This window comes from Curtobacterium sp. MCPF17_021 (assembly GCF_003234605.2).
In the GTDB taxonomy this organism is placed as follows: domain Bacteria; phylum Actinomycetota; class Actinomycetes; order Actinomycetales; family Microbacteriaceae; genus Curtobacterium; species Curtobacterium flaccumfaciens.
In genome coordinates this window covers 444,485-470,127 of the sequence record NZ_CP126252.1, presented here as the reverse complement: position 1 = coordinate 470,127, position 25,643 = coordinate 444,485, and the positions used below count along the sequence as shown (strand labels likewise).

Sequence of the window (25,643 nt, the reverse complement as noted above, 5' to 3'; positions counted from 1 at the left end):
CTTCGGACGGGAATCGGGCCGTGGACCTGGTGCAGCAACGAACGGATCGACAAGACGATCGTATGGTGAACCGAGTCCGTCGGCACTGAGAGAGCCTGCAGACGGGCCCTCCGTACATCGGCGACTGCAACGCCTGTGGGCATGCTCATTTGGTGACGAGCACGGCCTTGCTACGTTCATCAGACGATCGTCTGACCAACTGACTCGTCGTGGAGGATCCGTCTTCGCTCGCTCCTTGCGAAGGACTTCAGGGCGACGTCCTGACCACCGCTCGGCTTCGCCGGGACGCAGTCGGAGGCGCACGTCCAGGTCCGCCGCTGTCGGCGGAACGGAGCAGGTCGGTCGGACAGACCAAGACGGAGGACTCCGAACCATGCCGCTTCCGGTAGCACCGATCCCGATGACCCCGACCGAGGTCCTTCCCTACATCGAGAACAACGTCGGCCCCATCCTGATGGGGCTCGGCATCGCGATCATGATCACCCTCTGCATCTACGCGGTGATCCTCCTCGTGATCTCCATCGTGGCAGTCGTCTCGGCGGCCGTGGAACGTTCGGAACACCGTCGCGGAGCTCCACGAGACTGACGCCGCCTCGGCGGGGGACAGCCACGGGGACGCCCGAGCCGCGGCACCCGAAGCCACCGGGGGAGACAGTCCGGACGCAGGCCGTGACGGAACGCCGGCTGGGCAACGCGCTAGCGGTCCGAGTGCGATCCTCGGCCGGCGTCCTCGACGAGGCGGGCCGCGGCGGATGCGGCGTCGTCGACCGCGAGTCGGGCGCCGACGAGCCGAGTGCGGGCAGCGACGGCTTCGTCGAGCAGGGGCCGGACCGCGTCCACCAGCCGGTCTGCATCCGCCTTCCGGAACGGGAGCCACGTTCCCAGGCCCTGATCGCGCAACCGCTGTCCCCAGAACGGTTGGTCGAAGGCAACCGCACAGACCACCGTCGGCAGCCCCGCGCCGATCGAGGCTGCGGTCGTTCCCGCACCTCCGTGGTGCACCGCCACCGAGCAACGAGGCATCACACTGGTGTGATCGAGTGGCCCGACCAGGCGCATGCGATCAGCGGCGCGCTGCGCGACACCGATGGGCATGGCGCTCCATCCCGCGCCGATCAGTCCGCGGACGCCGAGTTGCTCGCACACGTCGGTGAGCATCGCGAGCATCGCTCCGGGATCCCTGACCGGCATGCTGCCGAACCCGAAGAAGACGGGTGGGTCCCCGGCGTCGAGCCACTCGTCGAGTGCTTCGTCCGGTTGCACGTCGTGCCATCGAAGCCGCTGCTCGGCAGTCGGGGTGAGAAAGCCGACGACCGGGAACCGCGTCGCCCATCCGTGCAGCTCGGGCACGAGCCCCGCTCCGAACGCCTGGATCTCGAGGGTGTTCCCCGCTGCCAGCCTCGTGGGCAACGGGAGGTCGGTTTCGGGCAGGTCGAGGGACCGCCGGAACGTGTTGACGTAAGCAGCGGTCGCCTTCCACTCGGCCTGCGCCACGAGGTGGTGCGTCGCGAGACGAAGGGGCAGGACCAGACGACGGACGGTCATCGCGTGGGCCGCGTACGCACGATTCGGACGCCAAGGCGCGAAGTGGAGTCCGACGAACGGGACACCCATGGCTTCAGCGACACAGGAGGCCTCGTCCATCACGAGGTTCGACGCGACGATGACGTCTGCCGATCGACATGCCTCGAGAACGGCAGCCTGCCACGCCGTGGCGATGAGCATCTTCTGCTCGAGCACCCCGCGGCCGTACCCCCTCGCGCCCCGTTTCGTGAGGAGTGCTTGCCCCGCATCCGAACGGAGGAACGAGCGAGTGTCGAACGCGAGCGGTACGGTTCGCAAGCCCAGGGCGTCGCCCATCCAGGTCAGGTCGTCCGTGCTGGCGAGTGTGACGTCGTTGCCGCGTCGTGCCAGTTCGGCGCCGAGGATCGCGCCGGGCTGCGTGTCGCCTCGGGAACCGGGGACGAGGATCGTGATGCGCATGCCGCCTCGCTGTTGTGGTCGACTCGACGCGTGGGTGGTGGTGACGGCGGGACCGCCGTCTCGGACGCCCGCAGCGAGACCGGTGGTGCCTCCTCGGCAACGGGACGACGGTTCGTGCCGAACCACCGTGGCGTGGCAACAGTAGAACTTTCACCAGACGATCGTCTATCCAAGTCTTCTCAGCAAACCCGTCCGTTCCGACCGGGGTCGTTCGACCGGAGCGTGTCACACGGCGTCATCGACGACAGGTGTCGGTGGCGGCGCGACATTACGCTCGCTCCATGTCCTCCCCCGACTCCCCCACGATCGTCGTCGGTGCCGGCGTCATCGGCCTGAGCGCGGCCTGGCACCTCGCCGGCCTCGGACAGCGGGTGCTGCTCCTCGACAGCGGCACGATCGCGGGTGGCACCACCACCGCGGGAGCCGGGTTCGTCGGACAGTGGGCCGCCGGGTACGCCTGGTACTGGAACGAGTCCGAACGCGACGTCGAGCAGTACGGCATCGACTTCTACCGGGAACTCGCCGACTCCGGGCACGGTCCGACCGGGTACCGGCAGAACGGCAACGTCTGGCTGACGGTCACCGATCAGGGCCGCGCCGACCACATCCCGCCGTTCGAGGACCACCCGCTGCGACCGCCGGGGTCGCGGACGCTCACCCCGGCCGAGGCCGCCGACCTCGTCCCCGGGCTCGACCCGGGTGCCGTGACGGCGGGGTTCCTGCACCCCGACGGCATCCAGATCAGCGCGCCCGACGCCGCACGTGCGCTGGCCGCTTCGGTCCGTGCCCGGGGCGTCGAGATCCGCGAGCACACCCCGGTCGCAGCCCTGGAGGCCCGTGACGGCGCCGTCACGGGCGTCCGGACACGCGGTGGCGAGGTCATCGACGCCGCGCGGGTCGTGCTCGCCGCCGGCAGCTGGACGAACACCCTGCTCGCACCCTTCGGGCGCGAGCTGCCCACGGTCCGCGTCGTCGCGAGCCGCCTGATCACCCGGCCGTTCGGACTGCCCGGCAGCCTCCCGACCCTCATGCTGCCGGAACTACAGGGACTGTGGATCCGTGAACACCGCGCTGGCGTGACATACGGCGCCGGTCCCGGTTACGAAGCGCTCTCGGTCGGTGGCGCGGACCGGAACACCGAACCCGACCGTCGACCGGTGCGTCCGGACCTGCTCGACGCGATGCGCGAGTACCTGCACCCGGTGATCGCCCGGTTGCTGCCCGACGCGGCGAGCGCCCTCGGGGCTGACGAGACCCCCACGCAGGGTGTCGTCTCGATGACCGCCGACCGGAACTTCATCGTCGGCGCGGTCCCCGAGGTCGCCGGGCTCGTCGTCGCCGGTGGGGACAACGAGTCGGGTGTCACGCACGGCCCCGGGCTCGGTCGCATCGCCGCCGAGCTGAGCGCCACGGGCAGCACTGCGCTCGGCGACGCGACCAGGTACGACCCCGCGCGGTTCCCGGCGGTGGCACCGAGCGAGGCGGACGTGATCCGGATGATGCCCGCCCGCCGTGAGGCCGACGCGCGACGAGCCGGAGCCACGACGTGAGCGACACGTCCGCACGGGATGAGCGGACCGGTGCGCCGACGACGCACCTCGTCATCGGTGCCGGGGTCGTCGGCGCCGCGACGGCGTACGCGCTCACCCGCCGTGGTGAGCGGGTCCTGCTCGTCGAACAGCACGAGCGCGGGCACCACAACGGGTCGTCGCACGGCGCCACCAGGATCTTCCGACAGGGGTACGCCGACGCCGAGTACGTCGCCCTGACGACGCGTGCGCTCGCGCTGTGGGAGCAGCTCGAGCAGGAGGCGGACGAGGAGCTGATCGTCCGCACCGGCGCGGTCGACCACGGGCGCCCCGAGGTGGTCGACGCCATCGCCGCGGCCCTCGCCGACGCCGGGATCCCGCACGAGACCCTGACCCCGGCCGTCGCCGCCACCCGGTGGCCGGGCATCGCGTTCGAGGGGCACGTCCTGACGCACGCCACCGCCGGCCGGATCCGGTCGGCGAGGGCCGTCGAGGTGTTCCTCACCCTGGCCGAGCGGACCGGTCTGGCGGAGCTCCGGTTCGGCACCGCGGTCACGGGGCTGCAGGACCACGGCGACAGCGTGAGCGTCGCGCTGTCCGACGGGTCCACGGAACGCACGACGAGCGCGATCGCCGCCGTGGGGTCGTGGGCGCCCACGCTGGTCGGCGACCTGCTCGCCGCACGCGGGGCGGGCCTCCCGGCGATCCGTGTCACCCAGGAGCAGCCCGCCCACTTCCCCAGCCACCTGCCGGACGAGGCCTGGCCGAGCTTCGTGCACTGGGCGCCCGGCGACGACGTGTACGGGCTGCTCACCCCGGGTGAGGGCGTCAAGGTGGGGTTCCACGGCACCGGACCCGTCGTCGACCCCGACCACCGGGACTTCACGCCGGTGCGGGCCGAGGCCGAGCGGCTGCAGGCGTACGTGGCCCGGTACGTCCCCGGCGTCGACGCGACGCGACCGACCTTCATCAGCTGCCTGTACGACAACTCGCCCGACGAGGACTTCGTCATCGACCGCCGTGGACCCCTCACGGTGGCGACCGGGTTCTCCGGCCACGGCTTCAAGTTCGCACCGCTGCTCGGCGACATGATCGCCGACCTCGCGACCGGCGGGCCACCCCGTGCCCGCTTCTCCCTGACGAAACCCTCCCCCACAGGAACCCCGTGACATCTCGACTCCTCCCCGCGCTCGCGCTCTCCGCGGTCGTCGCCGTGGCCGTCACCGGCTGCGTCTCGACCGGTTCGACGTCCGACGCCTCCGACGCCCTGGTCATCGGCACCACCGATCCCGTCACCTCCCTCGACCCGGCCGGTGCCTGGGACCGCGGCAGCTACACGGTGCAGACGCAGCTGTACCAGCACCTGCTCACCTACCCGGCCGGCAGGACCACGACGAGCCCCGAGGTCGCGGAGTCGTGCGACTTCACCGACGGGACCCACTACGTCTGCCGGATCCGCGACGGGCTGACGTTCTCGAACGGCGACGACCTGACGGCGAAGGACGTCGTGTTCTCGTTCGAGCGCCAGGTGACGCTCGGCGCCACGGACGGCCCCGGGTCGTTGCTCGCCAACATGGACTCGGTGACCGCCGACGGCGACGAGGTCACCTTCACCCTGAAGCAGGCGAACGACCAGACGTTCCCGTACGTGCTCGCGAGCATGGCCGGTGCGATCGTCGACAGCAGGGTCTTCTCGGGGACGAAGATCCACGCGGACGACGGGGTCGTCGGGTCCGGTCCGTACGCACTGCAGCAGTCGACCGACGGTGGGGCCACGATCGCGTTGACCGCGAACGCGGAGTACGACGGGCCGGCGCCGAAGTCGTCGGCCGTGACGATCAAGCAGTACACGAAGTCCGCCGACCTCAAGCTCGCGGTGCAGACGGGCGACGCCGACGTCGCGTACCGCCAGCTCACCCCGACCGAGGTCACCTCGCTCGCCGACGACGACGGTCTGCAGCGGGTGCAGGGGTCATCCGGCGAGGTCAGGTTCCTCGCCTTCAACCTCGAGACGATGCCGGGGAAGGACGCGGCGCAGAAGGAGGCCGTCCGGCAGGCGGTCGCGGCCACGATCGACCGCGCGGCCATCGCGAAGGACGTGTACCAGGGCACCTACGCCCCGGCGTACTCGATCGTCCCGTCCGACTTCAGCGGTGCGACGGACGCCTTCGAGACGGAGTACGACGGCGCCGACCCCGCCGCGATACTGCGCAAGGCCGGGGTGACGACCCCGGTCGCACTCCCGATCCAGTACACGACCGACCACTACGGCTCCGGGTCGGACGACGAGTACGCGCTCATCGAGCAGCAGCTCGAGGACACCGGGCTGTTCACCGTGGCCCTGCAGTCGGCAAGCTGGGACACGTACGTCGGCAACGTCGGCAAGGGCGAGTACCCGGTGTTCCAGCTCGGGTTCTTCCAGGACTACCCGGACGCGTCCTCGTACCTGACGCCCGCCTACGGTCCGTCGGACGTCAACCTGCTCGCGAACCACTTCGACGACCGGACGGTGACGGACCTCGTCACCGCGCAGGCGGTCCAGGCGGACCCGGCCGTCCGGAAGGAGCAGATCGAGCAGATCCAGCGGGACACCGCCGAGTCGGTGCCGCTGATCCCGCTGCTCGCCGGTCAGGAGAACGTGATCGGGCAGAAGTCCCTCACGGGCCTCGCCGGGTCGGTCGACGCGTCCGGCGAGTTCCGCATCTGGGAGATCGGGCGCTCGTGACGGCCGACTCGCGACTCCGGGACGCCGTCCGTGCCGCCCTGCCGGACGGGCTCGACGAGCTCGCGGCGCTCGTCGCGATCCCGTCGGTCCACGACGAGGCGGTGCAGTCGCTCGACGACTGCGACCGGGTCGCCGAGCGGGTCCGGGTCGCGTTCCAGGACGTCGGCCTGGAGGCGCGGCTCGTCACCACGACGGACGGCTCGCAGGCGGTCATCGCGACCCACCCCGCCCCCACCGGCGCACCGACGGTCCTGCTGTACGCGCACCACGACGTCCAGCCCGCCGGTGACCCGGCGGCGTGGACGAGCGACCCGTGGACGCTGACCGAGCGTGACGGCCGGCTGTACGGGCGTGGCGCGGCCGACTGCAAGGGCGGGGTGGTCACGCACCTCATCGCCCTTCGGGCACTGCTCGACGCGCACGGGTCGTTCCCCGTCGGGCTCGTCGTGGTCGTCGAGGGTTCCGAGGAGCAGGGCACCGACGGTCTCGAACAGTACGTGTCGACGCACGCCGACGAGTTCGCCGCCGTCGACACCGCCGTCGTGATGGACGCCGGGAACGCCGCCGTCGGGGTCCCCGCGCTGGTGACCACGCTGCGCGGCACCGCGTTCGTCGAGCTGCGGGTGCGGGCACTGCACGGAACCGTGCACTCGGGGATGTTCGGCGGGGCGGCACCGGATGCGATCGCGGTCCTGGTCGCGCTGCTCGCCACGCTCCGCGACGAGGCCGGCGACACCACGGTCGACGGACTCGACGCCTCGCAGGTCTGGGACGGTCTGCCGTACACCTCGGAGCGGTTCGCCGCCGACGCCGGCCTGCTCGAAGGGGCGGTGCCGATCGGGTCCGCGGACCCGGCGTCCCAGGTCTGGGCACGGCCTGCCCTGACCGTCGTCGGCATCGACGCGCCGGCCGTCGCCGGGTCGTCGCCGTCCGTCCAGGCCACGGCCGGGGCCGCCCTGAACCTCCGCGTCCCGCCGGGCGTCGATCCCGCCGAGGCCGGCGCACTGCTCGTCGCACACCTGGAGCGTCGGGCGCCCGCCGGGGTCGAGGTCTCCGCTCGGTTGACCGGTGTCGGCGACGGGTTCCGCGCGCTCGCGGGGCCGTACACGTCGGCCTTCCGGGACGCACTCGCGTCGTCGTACCGGGCGTCCTCGGTGGGCTCCCTCGGCGGCGGCGGGTCGATCCCGCTGTGCGCCACGCTGGAGCGGGCGATCCCCGGGGTCGAGGTGATCCTGGCCGGGGTCTCCGAACCAGCGGCGAACGTGCACGCGCCGGATGAGAGCGTCGACCCGTCGGAGATCGAGCACATGGCGCTGGCCGAGGCGTCGTTCCTGGCCGGGCTCGCGCCGCGCTCCTCGTCCTGACCCCGGTGCGGGACCGAGCGGCCACTACGGTGGACGGCGTGCGCATCATCGTGGCTCCGGACTCGTTCAAGGGCACCGCGACGGCGACGGCCGTCGCCGGAGCGGTCCGTGCCGGCTGGCTGACCGAGCGCCCCGACGACGACGTGGTCCTCGTCCCGATGGCCGACGGCGGCGAGGGCACGCTCGACGCCTTCGCGACCGCCATCCCCGGAGCCGTCCGGGTCCCCGTCACCGTCACCGGGCCGGCCGGCACGCCGGTCGACACCCACTGGCTGCGGCTGCCCGACGGCCGCGCGGTGGTGGAGCTCGCGGCGACGAGCGGCCTCCCCCTGCTCGACGCACCGATGCCGGACACGGCGACGAGCCGCGGGTTCGGCGAGGCGATCGCCGCCGCGCTCGATGCCGGTGCCACGGGGCTCGTGCTCGGCATCGGGGGCAGCGCGTCCACCGACGGCGGGCGTCCGGTGCTCGAGGCGCTCGGACTCGACAGCGACGGAGCCGGCACCGACGGGCTCCGGGCCCTCCCCCCGCTCGGCGTCGTCGTGCTCACCGACGTGACCTCGCCGCTGCTCGGACCGACCGGTGCCGCCGCCGTCTTCGGCCCGCAGAAGGGCATCACCCCCGACCGTGTGGCGTCCTTCGACGACCGACTCGCCACCTGGGCGGCGCGCTTCCCCGAGGTCGACCCGGACACCCCGGGCGCCGGAGCCGCTGGTGGTGTCGGGTTCGGCCTGCTGGTGTGGGGTGCCACGCTGGCGGGTGGGGCCGAGGCCGTCGCCGAGGTCCTCGGGTTGCCCGCGCTGCTCGAGGGGTCCGATGTCGTGATCAGCGGCGAAGGACGCTTCGACGGGCAGAGCGCCGTCGGCAAGGTGCCATCGGTGGTCCGTGCCCTGACGGCTGCGCGCGCTCCCGGTGCCCGTTCGATGCTCGTCGCCGGCGCGATCGAAGCCGCACTCGACGACTACGCGGCCGCCGCATCGCTCACCGTGCTCGCGACGCAGACCACCGGCGAGCCCGACGACGCCCTCGCCGATCCGCTGCGCTTCGCCACGATCGCGGGGCAGCGGTTGGCCCGGCTCGCCTGAGCGAACAGAACGACGCGAGCAACGCGGCGGCGCAGTGCCACGCCGACGCGCCGGGCAGCCGCCGCGACGCGCCCGTCCGCGGGCACAGGGGTGTCCTGGTTGTACCTCCCACCCGGCCGCGGCTGCGCGCACACTGGTTCCGGGCCGGAACCGGCCCGCAACGCACCACCCCCACGAGGAGATCATTGCGCACCGTCAACGCGTACGCGGCACCGTCAGCGACCGAGCCGCTCGTCAAGACCACCATCACCCGTCGGGACGTCGGCCCGGACGACGTCGCGATCGACATCGCCTACGCCGGCATCTGCCACTCGGACATCCACACCGTCCGCGGTGAGTGGGGCCCCATCCAGTACCCGCAGGTCGTCGGCCACGAGATCGTCGGACACGTCACCGAGGTCGGCGCGAACGTCACCAAGCACAAGGTCGGCGACCGCGTCGGCGTCGGCTGCATGGTGAACTCGTGCGGCGAGTGCGAGAACTGCGTCGCCGGCCAGGAGCAGTACTGCCTCAAGGGCAACATCGGCACCTACGCCAGCGTCGACCCGGCCGACGGCTCGATCACCCAGGGCGGCTACTCGCAGGCCGTCGTGGTGAACGAGGACTTCGTCCTCCGTGTCCCCGAGTCGCTCGACATCGAGAAGGTCGCGCCGCTGCTCTGCGCCGGCATCACCACCTACTCGCCCCTGCACCACTGGAACGCCGGCCCCGGCACCAAGGTCGCTGTCGTCGGCATGGGCGGGCTCGGCCACATGGCCGTCAAGATCGCCGTCGCGCTCGGCGCCGAGGTCACCGTCCTGTCGCAGACCACCTCGAAGCAGGAGGACTCGCTCCGCTACGGCGCGAAGGCCCACTACGCGACGAAGGACCCGGAGACGTTCGAGAAGCTCGCGAACTCCTTCGAGCTGATCATCAACACCGTCTCGGCGAAGATCCCGATGGGCGCCTACCTCGGCCTGCTCAAGGTCGACGGCACGCTCGTCAACGTGGGCGCTCCGTCCGAGCCGCTCGAGGTGCCGGCCTTCGCGCTCATCCCGCGTCGGCTCAGCTGGGCGGGTTCCGCCATCGGCGGCATCCAGGAGACCCAGGAGATGCTCGACTTCTGCGCCGAGCACGGGATCCTCCCGGAGACCGAGCTCATCAGCGCCGACCAGATCAACGAGGCCTACGAGCGCGTGCTGTCCTCGGACGTCCGCTACCGCTTCGTGATCGACACGGCCACGCTGGCGTAGTCGTCACCACCTGACAGACGGAAGGCCCGTTGCCGGCTGGCAACGGGCCTTCCGTCTGTCGTCTCGGGACCGTCAGCCGACCTCGTCACCGGACGGCAGCGCGCCGCACCAGTCGACGGAGCCCGCGTCGATGCTCGCCTCCAGCGCGCCGGAGGCCGCGTCCACGATGCTCACGAGCTCGCCGGTCGCCGACTTCGTCGCGACCGCGACGAACTGGCTGTTCGGGGACGGGCAGACCGCCGTGACGCTCGCGTCGTCGGGGATCGTCACCGGCAGCCGGGAGGCCCGTCCCCCGTCCACACGCACGATCCGTGCCGCGATGGTGCCGTCCGACCGCACGTCCCCCAGCACCCGCAGGTACGTGTCGTCGGACAGCTGGGCGATGCGGCCGAGGACGGCCGCGTCGGTGCTCGCGGCGGGCGCCTGCAGCGCCGACTTCGACCCGTCGGTCAGGTCCAGCCGCTCGATGCCGGTGCCCGTCTCGACGACTGCGGTGGTGCCGGTACCGACGAAGCCGTGCAGGTAGGTGGCGCTGCCGAGCCGGACCGGGTCGGCGCGCCCGCTCATGTCGACGAGCACCAGGTCGTCGCTGCCCGTCCGGACCAGCGCGCTCTCGGTGCGCGGCACGTAGGCCCACTGGGCGACCGTCATCGGCACGGCGCCGGTCTTCGGCTTGCCGTTCGCCGCGATCGCCGTGGGCATGTGGGTGCCCGTCATGTCGACCACGTACAGGCCGGTGTTCCGAGACTGCCCGGTCGACGTGTCGGCGTACTCGAACCCGAACGAGGCACCGTCGTCGGCGACGTGGAGCGCCGTGACACGGCCCTCGGCGGTCGGCAGGGTGAGGTGTTCGACGGGGGCGTCGGCGTCCTGCACGCCACCGCTCAGCGCCACGATGTCCACGGACGAGCTGGCGTCCGTGCCGCTCACGACCACCAGGGAACGGCCGAGCCGGGCGTACTCGGAGATCGCGGTGCCCTCGTAGACCGTGGTGGCGCCGCCCGCATCGAGGGAGCGTCGGACGATGCGGTCCTTCGCCCCGGCCTGCCCGGGCACGAGTGCGAGCACGTCGGTGCTGCCGGTGCGGATCGCCGCGGTCAGGTCGGACGTGGCGCGCTGCCCGGGTGCCCGGACGTCCGCGACCGTCACGGTGTACTCGCGGTCGTAGGCCAGGGGTCCGGCGAACTCGACGGCGATGGTGTTGCCGCTCGAGGTCACGGTGTGCGCCGCAGCCGGGCTGACCCGGACGTCGGCGGCGGCGACCTTCTGCAGCGCCTGGTTCGCCGTGAGGATCACCCGCTGGGCCGGCCGGGTGACGAGACCGGTCGCGTCGTAGGACACGTCGCGGAGCCGCGGGCCCTGCTGCGAGCCGACGACCGCGGCGAGCGCGGCGACCACGGCGAGGACCACCACGACGGCGACGTACCGGCGGTGGAAGCGGTGTGCGACGGGGCGGCGCTCGCGGCGCTGGTCTCCGTGGTGCTGGTCTCCGCGGCGCTCAGAACTCATACGGGTCCTCGGGCTGCGCGATGTCGGTGATCTTCGCGGCCTTGACGACGATGCGGGCGTCGGCGGACTGGTCCGGGTTGGCGGCCAGGGCTCCGCGGACGGTGACCCACTGCCCCTCGTCGGGGACGGTCCCGGTGCCGGCGCCGTCGCCGGTCACGACGCCGAGGCCGACCGGTTGCGCGTCCACGGCGCAGCAGCTGATCACGAAGCGGGTGAGGGTGAAGGACCCGTCGTCGCCCGGCACCACGAAGCCCGTCAGTTCGACCTGCTTGCCGACCAGGGCCGTGGTGTCCGTGGTCTGCCGGATCAGCGCGGCCCAGTCCTTGACGCCGTACTCCGAGGTGTCGACGCCCTCGCTGCCGAGCAGCTGCACCGCGGACTCCGAGCCGGTGGCGTTGGACAGGGTCGCGGAGTCCACGCTCCGCTGCTGGGCGGTCCGGGCCGACAGGGTCGTCGGGGGCAGGACGAGCATCGCGACGGTGACACCGATCGTGACGACGGCGGCGGCTCCTCCGAGGGCGAGGCGGACGGCGCGACGGCGGCCTCCCGTCCGCTGCTGCTGGTGCAGATCGAGGTCGTCCTCGTCGTCGCCGTGGGTGTGGCCGTGACCCCGGGCGATGACGACGAGTGCGGCGACCGACGCGGGCACCCCGACGGCGGCGAGTACCACCGTGAACACCGAGTACCGCGGGTTGATGTACAGGTCGAGGTGCCCGACCAGCGCGAGCCACAGCGTGCAGAGGGCCGCGGCCAGCACCGACCCGAGACCCAGGTACGCGGCCGCGTTGCTGCGTGCATCAGACGAGGACATTCATCACCAACCCGACGGCTCCGGCGAACAGGACGCACACGACGGACAGCAGCACCAGGAAGCGGACCCGGAACGTTGTGCGCAGCAGGGCGATCATCTTGACGTCGATGATCGGCCCGATGATCAGGAAGGCCGTGATCGACCCGGGCAGGAACGTCGACGCGAAGGACAGCGCGAAGAAGGCGTCGACGTTCGAGCAGAGCGACACCGTCATCGCCAGCAGCATCATCGCCGCGACGGACAGCACCGGGTTCGAGCCGACGGCGACCAGGGTCGAGCGGGGAACAGCGACCTGGATCGCCGCGGCGAGCCCGGCACCGACGAACAGCGCCGGCATCATCGTCGCCGTCTCGCCGCCGAACTGCGCGGCGCTCTGCCGCCAGCGGTGCAGGCCGCGGGGCGCTCCGACGGCCGCACGGCACCGGGCCTCGAAGGCGGGGAGCAGCAGGTCGGCCGGACGGCGGTGCGCGGCGACGATCCAGCCGACGAGGTTCGCGATGACGAACCCGCCGACGATGCGCACCGGCAGGATCCACCCGGACCAACCGAACGCCTGCGCGGTGCTGATGATGACGAGCGGGTTGAGGATCGGGGCCGCGACGAGGAACGTGACGGCCTCGGCCGGCGTGAACCCACGCATCATCAGGCCGCGGGCGAGGGGCACGTTGCCGCACTCGCACACCGGGAAGAGCATGCCGATCAGGGAGATCACGGCGCGACGGCCGAAGGCGTTCTGCGGCAGGACCTTCTCGAGCGCGCCGACCGGCACCCAGACCTCGACGACGATCGACAGCACGATGCCGAGCACCACGAACGGCAGGGACTCGACGACGACGCTGATCGCCAGTGTGAGGAAGTCCTGCACGACGTCCGGCAGCCCGGTCGACCCGATGCTCGGGGAGAACAGCCGGATGCCCAGCAGGACGACGACGGCGAGCAGCACCAGGCCGGGGCCGGTGAGGCTCCGGGTGCGCTGCGGCGGCCGCGTGGTCGTCGTCACCGGGACAGGATAGGTGACGCCGACTGCCCGGGGCTGCGCACGGGGCGGCTCAACCCGCGGTGACGCCGTCGAGGTGCCGGTCGAGCACGTCGATCGCCCAGTCGCCGGACTCCCCCGGAGCCAGTCGGACGACCTGCATCGCGAGTCCGTCCAGGAGCGCGTGGAGGCGGCAGGCCTCGTACTCCCGGTCGTCCGCCGGTACCCCGAGCAGCCCGAGGACCTCCTCGCACCACGTCCGCATCGCCGCGACGGTCCGGTCGAGCGTCGGCCGGAGCCCGACGTCGGTGAGCGCGGCGTTGCCGAGCGCCAGGTAGACCTCGAGCTCGACGACCCGCTCCTCGTCGAGGGGCAGCAGCTCGAGCACGATCCGGCGTGCGCGTCGGGCCGGCGTGAGGTCGTCGGGGATGGCGTCGATGCGCTCGCGGATCCGGTCGAACACGAGCGTGATGGTGTGCTCGCGGACGCTCGCCTGGGTCGGGAACGTGTAGCGGACCGTGCTCGGCGGCAGTCCGGCCTCGGCGGCGACGTTCCGCACGCTCAACGCTCCGAGCCCGTCGCGCACGAGGACCCGGCACGCCGCCTCGGACACGTTGCGGCGCCGTTCGTCGACGTCCATGCTCCTGGCCACGACGCCATACTCGCACAGTCGTACCAACTCGTGCTACCGTCGAGGTCGTTGTCGCACAGTCGTACGACAACGAGAACGAATGACTCCCGCAGGAAAGGACATCGTCATGGCATGGGCAATCCTCGTGCTCAGCGGCGTGCTCGAGGCCGTCTGGGCCACCGCCCTCAGCGCCTCGAACGGCTTCAAGAAGGTCGTCCCCACGATCGTGTTCGTCGCAGGGATGGCGCTGAGCATGGTGGGGCTGGCGTTCGCGATGAAGAGCATCCCGGTCGGCACCGCGTACGCCGTCTGGGTCGGCATCGGGGCGTCCCTGACCGTGGTCGTCGCGATCCTCCGCCGACAGGAGGCCGCGTCCTTCGCCCGACTCGCCCTGGTCTTCGGCCTGGTGGCGTGCGTCATCGGCCTCAAGGTGGTGAGCTGACGTGGCCTGGATCGTCCTGTTCGTCAGCGCCGCGCTCGAGACCGTCTGGGCGACCGCCCTCGGCGAGAGCGACGGCTTCACCGAGCTCCGACCGACGATCGTGTTCGCCGTCACGATCGTGATCAGCCTCGTCGCCTTCGGCTACGTCCTCAAGCACATCCCGATCAGCACGGCCTACGCGGTGTGGACCGGCACCGGCGCCGCGCTCACGGTGCTGTGGGGCATGGCCACCGGCGCCGAACCGGTCACGGTGCTGCGCCTGCTCTTCATCGCCGGCATCGTCGGGTGCGTCGTCGGCCTCAAGCTCGTGCCGGCCCGCCCCGTCGCGGAGCCCGCTGCCGAGCTCACGCGCTGAGCGACAGCTCACGCACCAGCGATCCTGTGACGTGTCGCTGACCCCGTGACGTCGGCGCGGGCCCGAGGACGCGCGCCGAGACGGACGGGAGGCCCGGTGCCAGCTGGCACCGTCCCTCCCGGCACGGCCGTCGTGCCGCTGGCGCGTCACGCCGGAACCGGCGGATGGGGCCCACCTCCCGTCCGCTCGGGGCCGCGCCCACCGCGCATGGTGAGCAGCAATGGTCGGGTCACCTCGCGGGACCCGACCATTCCTGCTCACGATGCGAGCGCTGGGAGCGCTGGGAGCGTCAGACCGACGCGCCCGTCCACTCGTCCTCGGCGGCGACGTGGTCGCTGCCGACCGTGCCGGCCGCCATCGCAGCAGCGGCGCGTGCCGCGTGCGACGGCGGGTCCGACGGGACGTCGGCGGGGCGACCCTCGTCGTTCAGCTTGCGCAGTTCCGGCACGATGTCCGTGGCCAGGATGTCGATCTGCTCGAGCACCGTCTTGAGCGGCAGACCGGCGTGGTCGATGAGGAACAGCTGGCGCTGGTAGTGGCCGACGTGGTCCTTCATCGCCGCGTACCGGTCGATGACCTGCTGCGGCGAACCGACGGTGAGCGGGGTCTGGGCGGTGAAGTCCTCCATCGAGGGGCCGTGGCCGTAGACCGGGGCGTTGTCGAAGTAGGGCCGGAACTCGTTGATCGCGTCCTGCGAGTTCTTCCGCGCGAAGAACTGCCCACCGAGCCCGACGATCGCCTGATCGGCGCGGCCGTGCCCGTAGTGCTCGAAGCGCTGGCGGTACAGGCCGACCATCTGCTCGGTGTGCTGGATCGGCCAGAAGATGTTGTTGTGGAAGAAGCCGTCACCGTAGTAGGCCGCCTGCTCGGCGATCTCCGGCGTGCGGATCGAGCCGTGCCAGACGAACGGCGGGACACCGTCGAGCGGACGCGGGGTCGAGGTGAAGCCCTGCAGCGGCGTGCGGAACTTGCCCTGCCAGTTGACGACGTCGTTCTCCCAGAGCTGGCGGACGAGCGCGTAGTTCTCGATCGCCAGGTTGACGCCCTGGCGGATGTCCTGCCCGAACCACGGGTACACGGGGCCGGTGTTGCCGCGGCCCATCATCAGGTCCATGCGACCGTCGGACACGACCTGGAGCATCGCGTACTCCTCGGCGATGCGCACCGGGTCGTTGGTGGTGATCAGGGTCGTCGACGTGGACAGGGTGATGTCCTTCGTCTTCGCCGCGAGGTAGGCGAGCAGCGTGGTCGGCGACGAGGCCACGAACGGCGGGTTGTGGTGCTCACCGGTCGCGAAGACGTCGAGCCCGGCCTGGTCGGCGTGCTCGGCGATCGTCAGGATGTCGCGGACGCGCCGGGTGTCGTCCGGCGTGGTGCCGGTCGTGGGGTCGGTCGTGACGTCACTGACCGTGAAGATGCCGAACTGCATGATGCGCCGCCTTTCGCGATATCGATGCGTTTGCATCGACTTGCTGGGTACAACGTAGCGCACGGCGTGGCATTCCCGCCAGGCTCGCGCTCGTCGGACGGGCGGACTGGCTCGGCTCCCCGGGTCAGCCGGCGGTCGGCAGCGTGGCCGGGTCAGGGGGCGAGCGTGGCCGGGTCGGTGCGCGCGGCGTGGTGCATCCCGTCGAGGAACCACACGACGGTCACGACCGCCAGGACGCTCGCGCTGGACGCCAACCGCCCCGCCACCAGGATCGCGGCGTGGTCGTACGCGCCGTCACCGGTCAGGCCGACCACGAGCGCCGCGACACCGATCACCAGCGTGAGCCCGGTCGCGACGAGGAGCACGACGCTCACCACCCGCCGAGGCCCCCGCCGACCGTCACGGTCGCCCCGGAGCCCGCGGTCGACCCGGGGTCCGACCGCGCGGACGATCCCGAGCCAGAACATCGCGATCGCGCAGGCGCCGATGATGTCGCTGACCCGGTGCCAGCCGTAGACCACGGTCTGGTTCGCCACGAAGACCGCGTACCCGACGCCGACGATGGTCACCAGCGGGCGGAACCGGCGAGGCGTGACCATCAGGACCGCGAACAGCGCCGCCAGTGCGATCGTCGCGTGCCCGGACGGGAACGAGTTCGGCGTCGTCGACTGAGCGATCTCAGGGCGCACGGCGATACGCTTGAGGAGCGTCGAGGTGGCCGCCGACGCGAGCACCACGACCCCCGCGCCGAGTCCCACCGAGAGCCGCCGTCTGGCGAACGCCACGGCGACGATCACGACGACGAGCAACAGGATCACCGGCACCGAGATGACGTTGAGCGCAGTGTCCGAGCTGAACAGGTCGGACTCCCGGACCCCGCCGAGCGCGGCGTCCTCCGCTTTCTGACCGACCGGGGTCAGCACCGCGACCCCGTAGACGAGAGGCACGATCACGAACCCCAGAGCCGCCAGCGCAGCCCACCGCCCCCGCCGCGAGACCCACGGTCCGCGCGACTCGGATGCACTGCGCTCGGGTGTCAAGGTCACCGGGCTGGTCCTCCTCGGAGTGGTCGTCGTCGGGCTCGTCGCACGACTGGCGGCGGCGCTGCGATTGGGTCGGTCGGGGTCCGACACGATACCGTTGGAGCACCGGCCGGAGGCTGGGAACCGCACCCCCGTCGGCCGTGCACTGCGCGCTGACACGAGGGGATCGGTGATCCCCGCCGGGCCGTCGCACCACGCGGGATCGACGCACGTCGCGTCGGCAGTGTACGAGGAGGAAACCGAAGTGGCCATCAAGGAACCGGGCATCATCGCCTCGCCGAACCGGGGTCTCGCACTCACGGCCGGCGGCGTCCTCGCACTCTGGGGCGTCCTGGGCTTCTTCTTCGCCGCCGACGGCGACCCGGGCTTCTTCAACCGCCAGGGCGGCATGCTGTGGAACGCGTTCGGCGTGAACCCGGCGCTCTGCCTGGTGTGGGTGCTGCTCGCCGCAGTGCTGCTCATCACCGGCCTCGGCAACACCGTCGGATCACGCAACGGCAACCTGCTCGTCGGCGTCCTGCTCGTCCTCTTCGCGGTGTACGGCTTCGTCTTCGTCGACACCTCCGCCAACGTCTTCGCGCTGAACACCACGGACAACGTGTTCCACGCCATCGTCGGTGTGCTCCTGCTCCTCACCGCGATCGGTGCCGACAAGGAGAACCTCCGCGCACTGCGAGCGGCGCGCGCCTGACGCACCCGCTCGACTGCACTCCCGACGCCCGTCTGCCGCTCCGGCAGGCGGGCGTCGTCGTGTGTGCGGGGGCGGGGCGGTCCGGCGGGGTGGTCCGGCGGGTGTGGTCCGGCGGGGGTGTCGTCCGGTCACGACTCCCCGCTCAGGTGCGTCGGCCGGTCACGAACTGTCGGATGCGGAGTGTCCAGGCGACGACGAGTGACCACTCGGCGCAGGACCGACGGGGAGTCGTGACCGCTCGGCAGTGTGCGTCCGGGCATGCAGGCGCGTTTGCCCGGCGGCGTGCGGCCGAAGCGGACCCAACGGGTCAGTCGGACGCGTCAGTCGGCGTCGGAGTCGGCATCGGAGTCGGCGTCCGGCTGCTTCTTCGGGGCCTCGAGCTCGGTGGCGACGATGCGGGGCGCCTCGGACATGAAGCGTCGGACGTCCAGATCGACGATGATGTCCTGTGGCCGGAGCGGCCGGGTGAGGAACAGCCCCTCGAGCGAGGTCAGCCGCGACAGCGCCACGTACGTCTGGCCCGCGCTGAACACCCGGTTGCCGAGGTCGACCACGGCCCGGTCGTAGGTGCTGCCCTGCGACTTGTGGATGGTCACGGCCCAGGCCAGTCGGAGCGGGAACTGCTGGAACTCCCCGACGGTGTCCTTCTTGAGTTCCTTCTTGTCCGCGTCGTACGAGTACTTGAACTTCTCCCACACCGAGGGCTGGACCTCGAACGACTCACCGTCGACGTCGACCCACACCGTGTCGCGGATGGCCGTCACGATGCCCAGGGTGCCGTTCACCCAGCGCTGGTCGGCGTCGTTGCGCAGGAACATCACGTGCGCGCCGGGCTTCAGCTCGAGGGCTTCGTCGGCTGGGAAGTTCCGTCCACGGAAGTCGCCGTTCACGTCGGCCTTGGCGGTCTTCACCTTGCCGGGCAGCCGTTCGAGGGCGGCCTTGTTGATCCGGGCGACCGTGTCGTTGCGGGTCGCCAGGGTGATGGCGTCGTCCGGAGCCGGGCGGGCCCCCGCGGTGTTCAGCTGCTCGGCGATGTCCGCGGTGACCCGGCCGTGCCGGACGGCGGTGAGCATCGCGGCGAAGGCGTCGTCGCGCTGCCGGTGCACCGTGGCGAGCTCGATGATGTTGAGCTCGGCCTCGAGCCACACCTTGGCGTCGAAGAACCACATCGACCGGTAGTGGTCGGTGAAGTAGGCGCGCTCGTCGGCGTCGCCCGGCACCGGAGGAAGCTGGTACGGATCGCCGAACATCACGACCTGCACACCGCCGAACGGCTCGAACTGCCGACCGCGGGCCTTGCGGAGCGACCGGTCCATGCCGTCGAGCAGGTCGGCGTTGACCATCGAGACCTCGTCGATGACCAGGGTGTCGATCGTGTTGAGGAGCTTGCGGGTGTCCGGGCCCTGCCGCAGCTCGGCGTCCGCGATGAGTCCGATCGGCAGCCGGAACAGGGAGTGGATCGTCTGGCCGCCGACGTTGAGCGCGGCGACCCCCGTCGGGGCGCAGATGACGACCTGCTTCTCGGTGTTCCACGACAGGTGGTTGAGGAGCGTGGACTTGCCCGTGCCGGCCCGGCCGGTGATGAACACGTGGTCTCGGGTGTGCTCGATGTACTCGAAGACGGCGCGCTGTTCGTCGCTCAGCTCGATGCTCATCGGGCGTCCGCTCCGGGCGAGGGTTCGAGGTCGTCGCTGCCGTCGTCGAAGTCCAGGTCGTCCTGGTCAACCTGGGAAGCGGGCTCGGCGGCGGCGGTCGGGCCGGCCACAGCTGCGTCGCCGGCAGCAACTGCGTCAACGGCGTGGGCCGGGTCTCCCCCGTCACGCCGCAGCCGCACGACCACCACCACGACCACGGTCACCAGGAGCAGCACCCCGGCGACGATCAGCACGAGCCCGGCCCGGGCCTGGTCGACGAGCGGATCCGGCCCCCACGTCCGGCCCATCGCACCGAACCACGATGCCTGCAGCAGCCCGAGCGGCCCGCGCATCGCGATCCCGAGCGAGACGGTGCCCGCCGCGATCACCATCGCCCCGACGATCCGGACGGCGGCGGCAGCCGTGGTCGGGCGACGGCGCCCGGCAGGGATCGGTGTGCAGAGCGTCGGGACGGCCAGCAGCCCGACCAGCAGGAACACGGCGTCGCTGACGGTACGACCGGTGGGGTCGCTCACCGACCACCGGACGGCATCGGTGGCGAAGAAGGCCCACCACAGGGCCGCCGCGAGCAGGAACGCGGGGAACGGCTGGGCCAGGTACCGCACGGAGGGGTGCTCGACGATGACGTCGGTCCACTCACGCACCCCCGTGCTGTCGTCGTTCCGGGGGTGCACGGCGGCGCGGATCAACGCGACGGGTGCCGCCGCCCACACCAGGGCGGGGACCACCAGGCCGAGCAGCACGTGGGCACCGACGTTCGCCGAGACGAGGAACCGGTCGTACTGATGCAGCGAGCCCGAGGTCGCGACCACCAGGGACACGACCGCCAGGGCCGCGGCGATTGAGCGACGCGCCGGCCACCGCACGCCGCTCCGCCGCAGTCGCACGACGCCGGCCACGTAGGTCGCGGCGAGCAGCACGGCGGCCATCAGCCAGAACAGGTCGATGTTCCACTGGGTCAGCCAGCCCCACGCACCGGGCGCGTGCGGCAGCAGGTCGTCGGTCAGGAGCTCCGCCGGGCTCGGGTCGGTGGTCTTGCTCAGGGCGATCTGGTCGACCGGGGTGGCGGTTCGTCCGAGTGCCGCGGCGAACCCCGACGCCACACCCATCACCGCGAGTTCGACGACGATGAGGGTCCAGAAGGGCCGCTGCCGACCGGGCGAGGTGGTCAGCGCACGGATGGCCCGACGGCGCTGCACCGCGCCGAGGACCCCGATGGCGACGATCGCACCGATCTTCACCAGGACGAGCGTGCCGTACGGGGTGAACAGGTTCGACAGCGCCCCGACGCGGATCTGCGCCGACGCAGTGCCGGATACGGCGACGAGCACGAAGCAGCCGAGGGCGATGCTCGAGTACCGGGCCACGACCACGGCCAGCCGGTCGCCGGGCAGCACCCCGCGCAGCAGCACGAGCATGACGAGCCCACCGACCCACAGCGCCGCACCGACCAGGTGGAGCCCCAGCGCCGTGACGGCGGCATCGTGGCTCGCGGTACCGGCGGCGTGTCCCTGCTGTGCGAGCGGGATGAGGCCGATCATCGAGACGCCGGCGGTCAGGGCGACCATGCCCCGCGAACGGACGGCGAAGCAGAGCACCGTGACGGCCGCGGCGACGAGGACGGTCACGAGCCAGGCGAGCCCGAGCTCGGTGCCGGTGAGGAAGACCCCCATCGACTGCCCGAACTGCTCGTCGATGCTGATGCGCGAACCGGCGACGCTGAGGAACGTGCAGAACGTGGCGACGGCCGACGCGACCGTCCAGACACCACTGGCCCCGGCGGCGACGTCGATCGCACGGTTCCACTCGGGGCCGGAGCGCGAGAGGCCGATGGTCGCCAGCGCGAGCCCACCGATCGTGGTGGCCGCGGACAGGTCGACGACGAGCCGGGCGATCGGCAGCCCGAAGCGGACGACGGGCCCCGGGTCGGCGATGAGCGCAGGGTTCGCGCCCCCGCCGATGACGAGCGCCGTGAGCAGCGCCACGAACCCGACGAGCAGGAGCACGGCGGGACCGGCGATGCGCGCGATCCGATTCACCCGTCAAGCCTAGGCGGTGCCCACCCGGCCACCGGACGGGGCGGGCCGATCTGTGCAAACCGCAACGGGCCTCCAGGCCGGGACGACCCCGGGAACGACGAAAGGGACGGCCGAAGCCGTCCCTCCCGATGCGCGGAACAGTCTTACTTGACCGCAGCCTTGAGCTTCGAGCCGGCGCTGACCTTGACCGAGTCGCTCGCGGCGATCTCGATGGCGTCACCCGTCTGCGGGTTGCGGCCGGTGCGGGCGGCGCGGTGCGTCTTCTCGAAGGCGATCCAACCGGGGATCGTGACCTTCGTGCCGTCGGCGACGGACGACGAGACGACGCTGAAGAGCGCGTCGACGACGCCGTTGACGGTGGCCTGGCTCTGGCCGGACTCAGCGGCGACGGCAGCGACGAGCTCGGTGCGGTTCAGTGACTTGTCAGCCATGGATGTCCTCCTCGGACTTCTTGCAGTATCGGTCGGACGCACGTGTCGTCCGGCGCCCGGAGCGGTTGCCCCGTGCCACGGTGCCAGTGGGCCGAGGGCCCGGCGGAACCGGAGTTGAACCTACCAGCCGCCGGGGGTGAAAACCGCCGACTCGCCCGGATTTCCGGGGTTGTTGGGGCTCCGAGGGGGTGCTGGAGGGGCAGATGTGACGAATGACGGCTCGCATGTACCCCGTACACAGCGAACGCCCCGCCACCAGGAGGTGACGGGGCGTCGTGTACTGCGAGTGCTTACCAGGAGCTCTTCGTGATGCCGGGGAGCTCGCCGCGGTGGGCCATGTCACGGAAACGGACACGGCTGATGCCGAACTCACCGAGGTGGCCACGGGGGCGGCCGTCGATGGCGTCGCGGTTGCGGTAGCGGATGGGCGATGCGTCGCGGGGCAGCTTCTGCAGGCCCACGCGGGCAGCCTCACGCGACTCGTCGGTGCCGTTCGGGTCCACGAGGGCCTTCTTCAGCTCGAGACGACGCTCGGCGTAGCGCGCGATGATGACGGCACGCTGGTTGTTCTTCGCGATCTTGCTCTTCTTCGCCATGCTTAGCGCTCCTCACGGAAGTCGACGTGCTTGCGGATCACCGGGTCGTACTTCTTCAGCACGAGTCGGTCGGGGTTGTTCCGACGGTTCTTCTTGGTCACGTAGGTGAACCCGGTGCCCGCCGTCGAGCGGAGCTTGATGATCGGACGGATGTCCTGACCCTTTTTCGCCATCAGATCTTCTCCCCACGGGCGAGGAGATCCTTGACGACGGACTCGATGCCACGTGCGTCGATCACCTTGATGCCCTTCGCGCTGAGCGTGAGCGTGACGTTACGACGAAGCGAGGGCACGTAGTACGTCTTCTTCTGCACGTTCGGGTCGAAGCGACGCTTCGTCCGGCGGTGCGAGTGCGAGATGTTGTGACCGAAGCCGGGAACGGCGCCGGTCACCTGGCACACTGCTGCCATGGTTTCCTCCTGAGTACCGTGCGACCGGACGGCCGCACCCAAGTTCACTTGCCTGGTGCACACGCGCACTGCCACCTGGGTGGCCGTGCGAGGGGGTTGTGTGCACCGCCCAGGTCCGCATCCCCTGTCGAAGGAGAGCCGGACACCGCGCGACCGCGGCGTTCGCGACGGTCGGAGGGCTTGGAACAACGGGCCCGCCGCGCGGACGCGGAGAACCAGGGGTCCACGTTACGCGAGGACCGGGCGTGTCGCAAGCCGCGCCTCCAGGCCTGGAGGCCCGGTGCGGCCGACCGTCCCGCTCACGTGACCCCGTTGGTCACCCCCACCGCCCGCGATCGTGAGCAGGAACGGTCGGGTCGGGCACCTCGACCCGACCGTCCCTGCTCACGAAGTGGACGAACCGCCCTCCGCGGCACGACCGCGCGGGAGCCCGACCGGTGCCATGAGCAGGTACCGCTCCCGCCGGATCCAGTACAGGCCCGTCTCCCGCCGCTCCGCCCGGGTGGCGAACCGGTAGTGGAACATCCGTGCGCGGACCCAGCGCGGCGGTTCCCCGTCGAACGGGTCGTGGGCGAGCAGCCGCAGCGTGGGCCGGTCGGCCTCGAGCAGCCGCACGACGAACACCCGGAACCACCGGTCGTCGGCACCGAGGGCCAGGAACCACATCAGCCAGTCGAGCCGCAGGTGGTACGGCGCGAACTGCCCGGGCCGACGCCTCGGGTCGCCCGGCTTGCCGCGGAACTCGTACGGTTGCCAGTCCTCGTCGGACGGGTCCTCGGCCAGGGTTCCCTCGACGATGACCTCGTCGCGCTGCTGCGTCACGCTGCCGAAGGCACCGTAGGCGTTCGCCAGGTGCCACCGGTTGAACGAGGCGTTCATGAGCTGCCGCCGCGACACCAGGTTCTTCGCGGCCGGCCAGGACAACCAGGCGAGCAGCAGCCCGACGGCGACCGTCACCGCGACGAAGGAGACCGGCGTCGCGGTCGGCCCGGCCTCGACGCTGTCGTGCAGCCAGGGCAGCACCGCCGCCACCGACCGGTCGTCGATCGCGGCGAAGGCCAGGACGAGGGTGATCCAGTTCAGCCAGGCGAAGTTGCCGGAGACCACCAACCAGAGCTGGGTGAGCAGGACGAGTGCGGCGGCGATCGACGCCACGGGCTGCGGCGCGAAGAGGAAGAACGGCACGACCAGCTGCACGAAGTGGCTGCCGAGCGTCTCGAACCGGTGCACGGGGCGGGGCAGCAGGTGGGCCGTCCGCGACACCGGGTTCGGCATCGGCTGCGTCTCGTGGTGGTAGTACAGCGCCGTCAGGTCACGCCAGGAGCGGTCCCCACGCATCTTGATCATGCCGGCACCGAACTCGAGCCGGAACACCAGCCACCGCAGCGCGACGAGCACGACGATCGGCGGCGCGACGTCGTCGGAGCCGAGGAACGCGACGGTGAACAGCGCCTCGACCAGCAGGGACTCCCACCCGAAGGCCCAGAAGGTCTGCCCGACGTCGGAGATCGACAGGTACGCCAGCCAGAGCAGCAGGAAGCACAGCATCGGCACCCACCAGGGGGCCCGTTGCGGGACACCGACGACCAGGGCGAACGACACGACCGCTCCCCCGCCGGCGAGCAGCCGCAACCGTCGGTCGGTGTAGCGCCACCACCGCCAGACCACCGGCAGTCGGCGGGCGTACGGGCGCTCCATGAACCGGGGCACCGGGAGCAGGCCGTGTTCCCCGACGAGCACCGGGAACTGGGCGAGGGCGGACAGGAAGGCGAGGCAGGCGATCGCTGCGACGCCGTGCTGCAGCACGAACCGGGCGACGTCGTAGTCGGACGCGCCGGCCCACTGCGTCCAGGCTGCGAGGTCCACGGGCGGGACGCTACGCGGGGCGGGCTGCGGTCCGTCTCGGCGTCATGCCCGATGCGTCGCCGACGGCGTGCGTCGCCGACGGCGTGCGTCGCCGACGGCGTGCGTCGCCGACGGCGTGCGTCGCCGACGGCGTGTGTGGCCTACGGCGCCTGCGTCGGCTTGGGTGCGAGCGCCTGCACCATCAGCTCCCCGAGCTGCTGCGGCGCCGTGAACATCGGCCAGTGGCCGGTCTCGAGCCCGACGATGGAGAGTTCCTCGGTCGCGACGAGCTCCGCCGCCCAGGCCTGGTGGTCCGCCACCATCGCCAGCAGCTCTGCGGCGGGGATCTCGCAGGTGATGATCGTCGCCGGGATCGTGTGCCGTGCCGGGTCGGCGTAGTGGAACCGGTCCGACGGCACCGAGGCGGGCTCGGGGATCGCCCGGTGCTCGACGTCCTGCCGGACCTCGGGCGTCATGCCCCGGACGGTGGCGGGTTCCCAGATGTCCCACGACGGCAGCGGCACGACCCCGTCGACCACGGGCAGCTCGTCGTTGACGCACCCGCCCTCGGGCCCCGGGAACGTGTCGACGTAGAGCAGGTGCGCGACGAGCGACGGGCGCTGGTCGGCGGCCATGTACGCGATCGGCCCGGCACCCGAGTGTCCGGCGAGCACGACGGGTTCGTCGGCCGACGCGACGTTGTCCAGGATCGCGACCAACGCGGCGACCTGCTCGTCGAGCGTGTCGCCGTCGCGCGTGACCGCCTGCACCGAGTGCCCGGCCGCGCGGAGCACCGGGGCGACGTCGTCCCACGCGCTCGCGTCGAGCCAGAACCCGGGGACCAGGATGACGTGCATGCGGGG

25 protein-coding genes are annotated in these 25,643 nt (G+C 71.3%); 10 read left to right on the top strand and 15 right to left on the bottom strand.

Features of this window, described 5'->3' with window-relative positions; all coding sequences use genetic code 11:
- The first annotated feature begins 373 nt into the window (after nucleotides 1-373).
- A complete protein-coding gene (locus DEJ29_RS02345; protein ID WP_146248328.1) occupies nucleotides 374-586 on the top strand; it encodes a hypothetical protein in 213 nt (70 codons plus the stop codon).
- 110 nt (nucleotides 587-696) lie between these two features.
- On the opposite strand, the gene DEJ29_RS02340 is transcribed toward DEJ29_RS02345, so the two are convergent.
- On the bottom strand, nucleotides 697-1,983 hold the full coding sequence (locus tag DEJ29_RS02340; protein ID WP_111094920.1) for a glycosyltransferase: 1,287 nt from the start codon (nucleotides 1,981-1,983) through the stop codon (nucleotides 697-699).
- Nucleotides 1,984-2,264: 281 nt separating this feature from the next.
- Between DEJ29_RS02340 and DEJ29_RS02335 the strand changes: the two genes are divergently transcribed.
- From DEJ29_RS02335 to DEJ29_RS02310, 6 genes are all read left to right on the top strand, one after another.
- Complete coding sequence (locus DEJ29_RS02335) at nucleotides 2,265-3,533, top strand: NAD(P)/FAD-dependent oxidoreductase (protein WP_111094921.1); 1,269 nt, start codon at nucleotides 2,265-2,267, stop codon at nucleotides 3,531-3,533.
- Nucleotides 3,530-4,681 (top strand): FAD-dependent oxidoreductase, encoded by a 1,152-nt coding sequence (locus tag DEJ29_RS02330; RefSeq protein WP_111094922.1) that lies wholly within the window; start codon nucleotides 3,530-3,532, stop codon nucleotides 4,679-4,681. The genes DEJ29_RS02335 and DEJ29_RS02330 overlap by 4 nt, the downstream gene beginning before the upstream one ends.
- Nucleotides 4,678-6,237 carry an ABC transporter substrate-binding protein gene (locus DEJ29_RS02325; RefSeq protein WP_111094923.1) on the top strand — a complete coding sequence of 520 codons (1,560 nt, stop codon included), beginning with the start codon at nucleotides 4,678-4,680 and terminating at the stop codon, nucleotides 6,235-6,237. Before DEJ29_RS02330 ends, DEJ29_RS02325 begins: the two co-directional genes overlap by 4 nt.
- Nucleotides 6,234-7,601: a M20/M25/M40 family metallo-hydrolase gene (locus DEJ29_RS02320; protein ID WP_111094924.1), complete on the top strand. Its 1,368-nt coding sequence runs from the start codon at nucleotides 6,234-6,236 to the stop codon at nucleotides 7,599-7,601. Before DEJ29_RS02325 ends, DEJ29_RS02320 begins: the two co-directional genes overlap by 4 nt.
- Before the next feature lie 38 nt (nucleotides 7,602-7,639).
- Nucleotides 7,640-8,686, top strand: coding sequence for a glycerate kinase family protein (locus DEJ29_RS02315; RefSeq protein ID WP_111094940.1), 1,047 nt, complete (start codon nucleotides 7,640-7,642; stop codon nucleotides 8,684-8,686).
- A gap of 185 nt (nucleotides 8,687-8,871) precedes the next feature.
- Entirely contained in the window at nucleotides 8,872-9,918 is a 1,047-nt protein-coding gene (locus DEJ29_RS02310; RefSeq protein ID WP_111094925.1) for an NAD(P)-dependent alcohol dehydrogenase, read from the top strand.
- Between the two features lie 72 nt (nucleotides 9,919-9,990).
- Here DEJ29_RS02310 and DEJ29_RS02305 read toward each other — a convergent pair whose 3' ends face one another.
- Genes DEJ29_RS02305 through DEJ29_RS02290 form a run of 4 tightly spaced genes read right to left on the bottom strand, consistent with a single transcriptional unit; the run spans nucleotide 9,991 to nucleotide 13,866 of the window.
- Nucleotides 9,991-11,427, bottom strand: coding sequence for a hypothetical protein (locus DEJ29_RS02305; RefSeq protein WP_111094926.1), 1,437 nt, complete (start codon nucleotides 11,425-11,427; stop codon nucleotides 9,991-9,993).
- Nucleotides 11,417-12,238: a TIGR03943 family putative permease subunit gene (locus tag DEJ29_RS02300; protein WP_111094927.1), complete on the bottom strand. Its 822-nt coding sequence runs from the start codon at nucleotides 12,236-12,238 to the stop codon at nucleotides 11,417-11,419. Before DEJ29_RS02300 ends, DEJ29_RS02305 begins: the two co-directional genes overlap by 11 nt.
- Nucleotides 12,225-13,238 (bottom strand): permease, encoded by a 1,014-nt coding sequence (locus DEJ29_RS02295; protein WP_071246228.1) that lies wholly within the window; start codon nucleotides 13,236-13,238, stop codon nucleotides 12,225-12,227. The genes DEJ29_RS02300 and DEJ29_RS02295 overlap by 14 nt, the downstream gene beginning before the upstream one ends.
- A 49-nt stretch (nucleotides 13,239-13,287) precedes the next feature.
- Nucleotides 13,288-13,866: a TetR/AcrR family transcriptional regulator gene (locus DEJ29_RS02290; protein ID WP_258375936.1), complete on the bottom strand. Its 579-nt coding sequence runs from the start codon at nucleotides 13,864-13,866 to the stop codon at nucleotides 13,288-13,290.
- A 106-nt stretch (nucleotides 13,867-13,972) separates the two neighbouring features.
- Between DEJ29_RS02290 and DEJ29_RS02285 the strand changes: the two genes are divergently transcribed.
- Both DEJ29_RS02285 and DEJ29_RS02280 read left to right on the top strand, forming a co-directional pair.
- Nucleotides 13,973-14,287 carry a DMT family transporter gene (locus DEJ29_RS02285; RefSeq protein ID WP_027464946.1) on the top strand — a complete coding sequence of 105 codons (315 nt, stop codon included), beginning with the start codon at nucleotides 13,973-13,975 and terminating at the stop codon, nucleotides 14,285-14,287.
- Between the two features lies 1 nt (nucleotide 14,288).
- Nucleotides 14,289-14,642 (top strand): DMT family transporter, encoded by a 354-nt coding sequence (locus DEJ29_RS02280; RefSeq protein ID WP_027464947.1) that lies wholly within the window; start codon nucleotides 14,289-14,291, stop codon nucleotides 14,640-14,642.
- A gap of 289 nt (nucleotides 14,643-14,931) precedes the next feature.
- On the opposite strand, the gene DEJ29_RS02275 is transcribed toward DEJ29_RS02280, so the two are convergent.
- Both DEJ29_RS02275 and DEJ29_RS02270 read right to left on the bottom strand, forming a co-directional pair.
- Complete coding sequence (locus DEJ29_RS02275) at nucleotides 14,932-16,071, bottom strand: CE1758 family FMN-dependent luciferase-like monooxygenase (protein WP_071404914.1); 1,140 nt, start codon at nucleotides 16,069-16,071, stop codon at nucleotides 14,932-14,934.
- A 152-nt stretch (nucleotides 16,072-16,223) separates the two neighbouring features.
- A complete protein-coding gene (locus DEJ29_RS02270) occupies nucleotides 16,224-17,018 on the bottom strand; it encodes a phosphatase PAP2 family protein (RefSeq protein ID WP_181438180.1) in 795 nt (264 codons plus the stop codon).
- Between the two features lie 340 nt (nucleotides 17,019-17,358).
- On the opposite strand from DEJ29_RS02270, the gene DEJ29_RS02265 reads away from it, so the two are divergent.
- Nucleotides 17,359-17,805, top strand: a complete 447-nt coding sequence (locus tag DEJ29_RS02265; protein WP_181433159.1) for a DUF4383 domain-containing protein — start codon at nucleotides 17,359-17,361, stop codon at nucleotides 17,803-17,805.
- A gap of 320 nt (nucleotides 17,806-18,125) precedes the next feature.
- Here DEJ29_RS02265 and DEJ29_RS02260 read toward each other — a convergent pair whose 3' ends face one another.
- The 8 genes from DEJ29_RS02260 to DEJ29_RS02225 all read right to left on the bottom strand — a co-directional run bounded on the left by DEJ29_RS02260 (nucleotide 18,126) and on the right by DEJ29_RS02225 (nucleotide 25,637).
- A complete protein-coding gene (locus tag DEJ29_RS02260) occupies nucleotides 18,126-19,460 on the bottom strand; it encodes an ATP-dependent DNA helicase (RefSeq protein ID WP_111094930.1) in 1,335 nt (444 codons plus the stop codon).
- Nucleotides 19,457-21,499 carry a bifunctional copper resistance protein CopD/cytochrome c oxidase assembly protein gene (locus DEJ29_RS02255; protein ID WP_111094931.1) on the bottom strand — a complete coding sequence of 681 codons (2,043 nt, stop codon included), beginning with the start codon at nucleotides 21,497-21,499 and terminating at the stop codon, nucleotides 19,457-19,459. The genes DEJ29_RS02260 and DEJ29_RS02255 overlap by 4 nt, the downstream gene beginning before the upstream one ends.
- A 143-nt stretch (nucleotides 21,500-21,642) precedes the next feature.
- A complete protein-coding gene (locus tag DEJ29_RS02250) occupies nucleotides 21,643-21,930 on the bottom strand; it encodes an HU family DNA-binding protein (protein ID WP_017886454.1) in 288 nt (95 codons plus the stop codon).
- 290 nt (nucleotides 21,931-22,220) lie between these two features.
- On the bottom strand, nucleotides 22,221-22,526 hold the full coding sequence (gene rpsN, locus DEJ29_RS02245) for a 30S ribosomal protein S14 (RefSeq protein ID WP_017886455.1): 306 nt from the start codon (nucleotides 22,524-22,526) through the stop codon (nucleotides 22,221-22,223).
- Between the two features lie 2 nt (nucleotides 22,527-22,528).
- A complete protein-coding gene (gene rpmG / locus DEJ29_RS02240; RefSeq protein WP_017886456.1) occupies nucleotides 22,529-22,699 on the bottom strand; it encodes a 50S ribosomal protein L33 in 171 nt (56 codons plus the stop codon).
- On the bottom strand, nucleotides 22,699-22,935 hold the full coding sequence (rpmB, locus tag DEJ29_RS02235) for a 50S ribosomal protein L28 (RefSeq protein WP_027464952.1): 237 nt from the start codon (nucleotides 22,933-22,935) through the stop codon (nucleotides 22,699-22,701). The genes rpmG and rpmB overlap by 1 nt, the downstream gene beginning before the upstream one ends.
- Before the next feature lie 384 nt (nucleotides 22,936-23,319).
- Nucleotides 23,320-24,801: a lipase maturation factor family protein gene (locus DEJ29_RS02230; protein WP_111094932.1), complete on the bottom strand. Its 1,482-nt coding sequence runs from the start codon at nucleotides 24,799-24,801 to the stop codon at nucleotides 23,320-23,322.
- A gap of 140 nt (nucleotides 24,802-24,941) precedes the next feature.
- Nucleotides 24,942-25,637 carry an alpha/beta fold hydrolase gene (locus tag DEJ29_RS02225; protein WP_111094933.1) on the bottom strand — a complete coding sequence of 232 codons (696 nt, stop codon included), beginning with the start codon at nucleotides 25,635-25,637 and terminating at the stop codon, nucleotides 24,942-24,944.
- Between the last annotated feature and the right edge of the window lie 6 nt (nucleotides 25,638-25,643).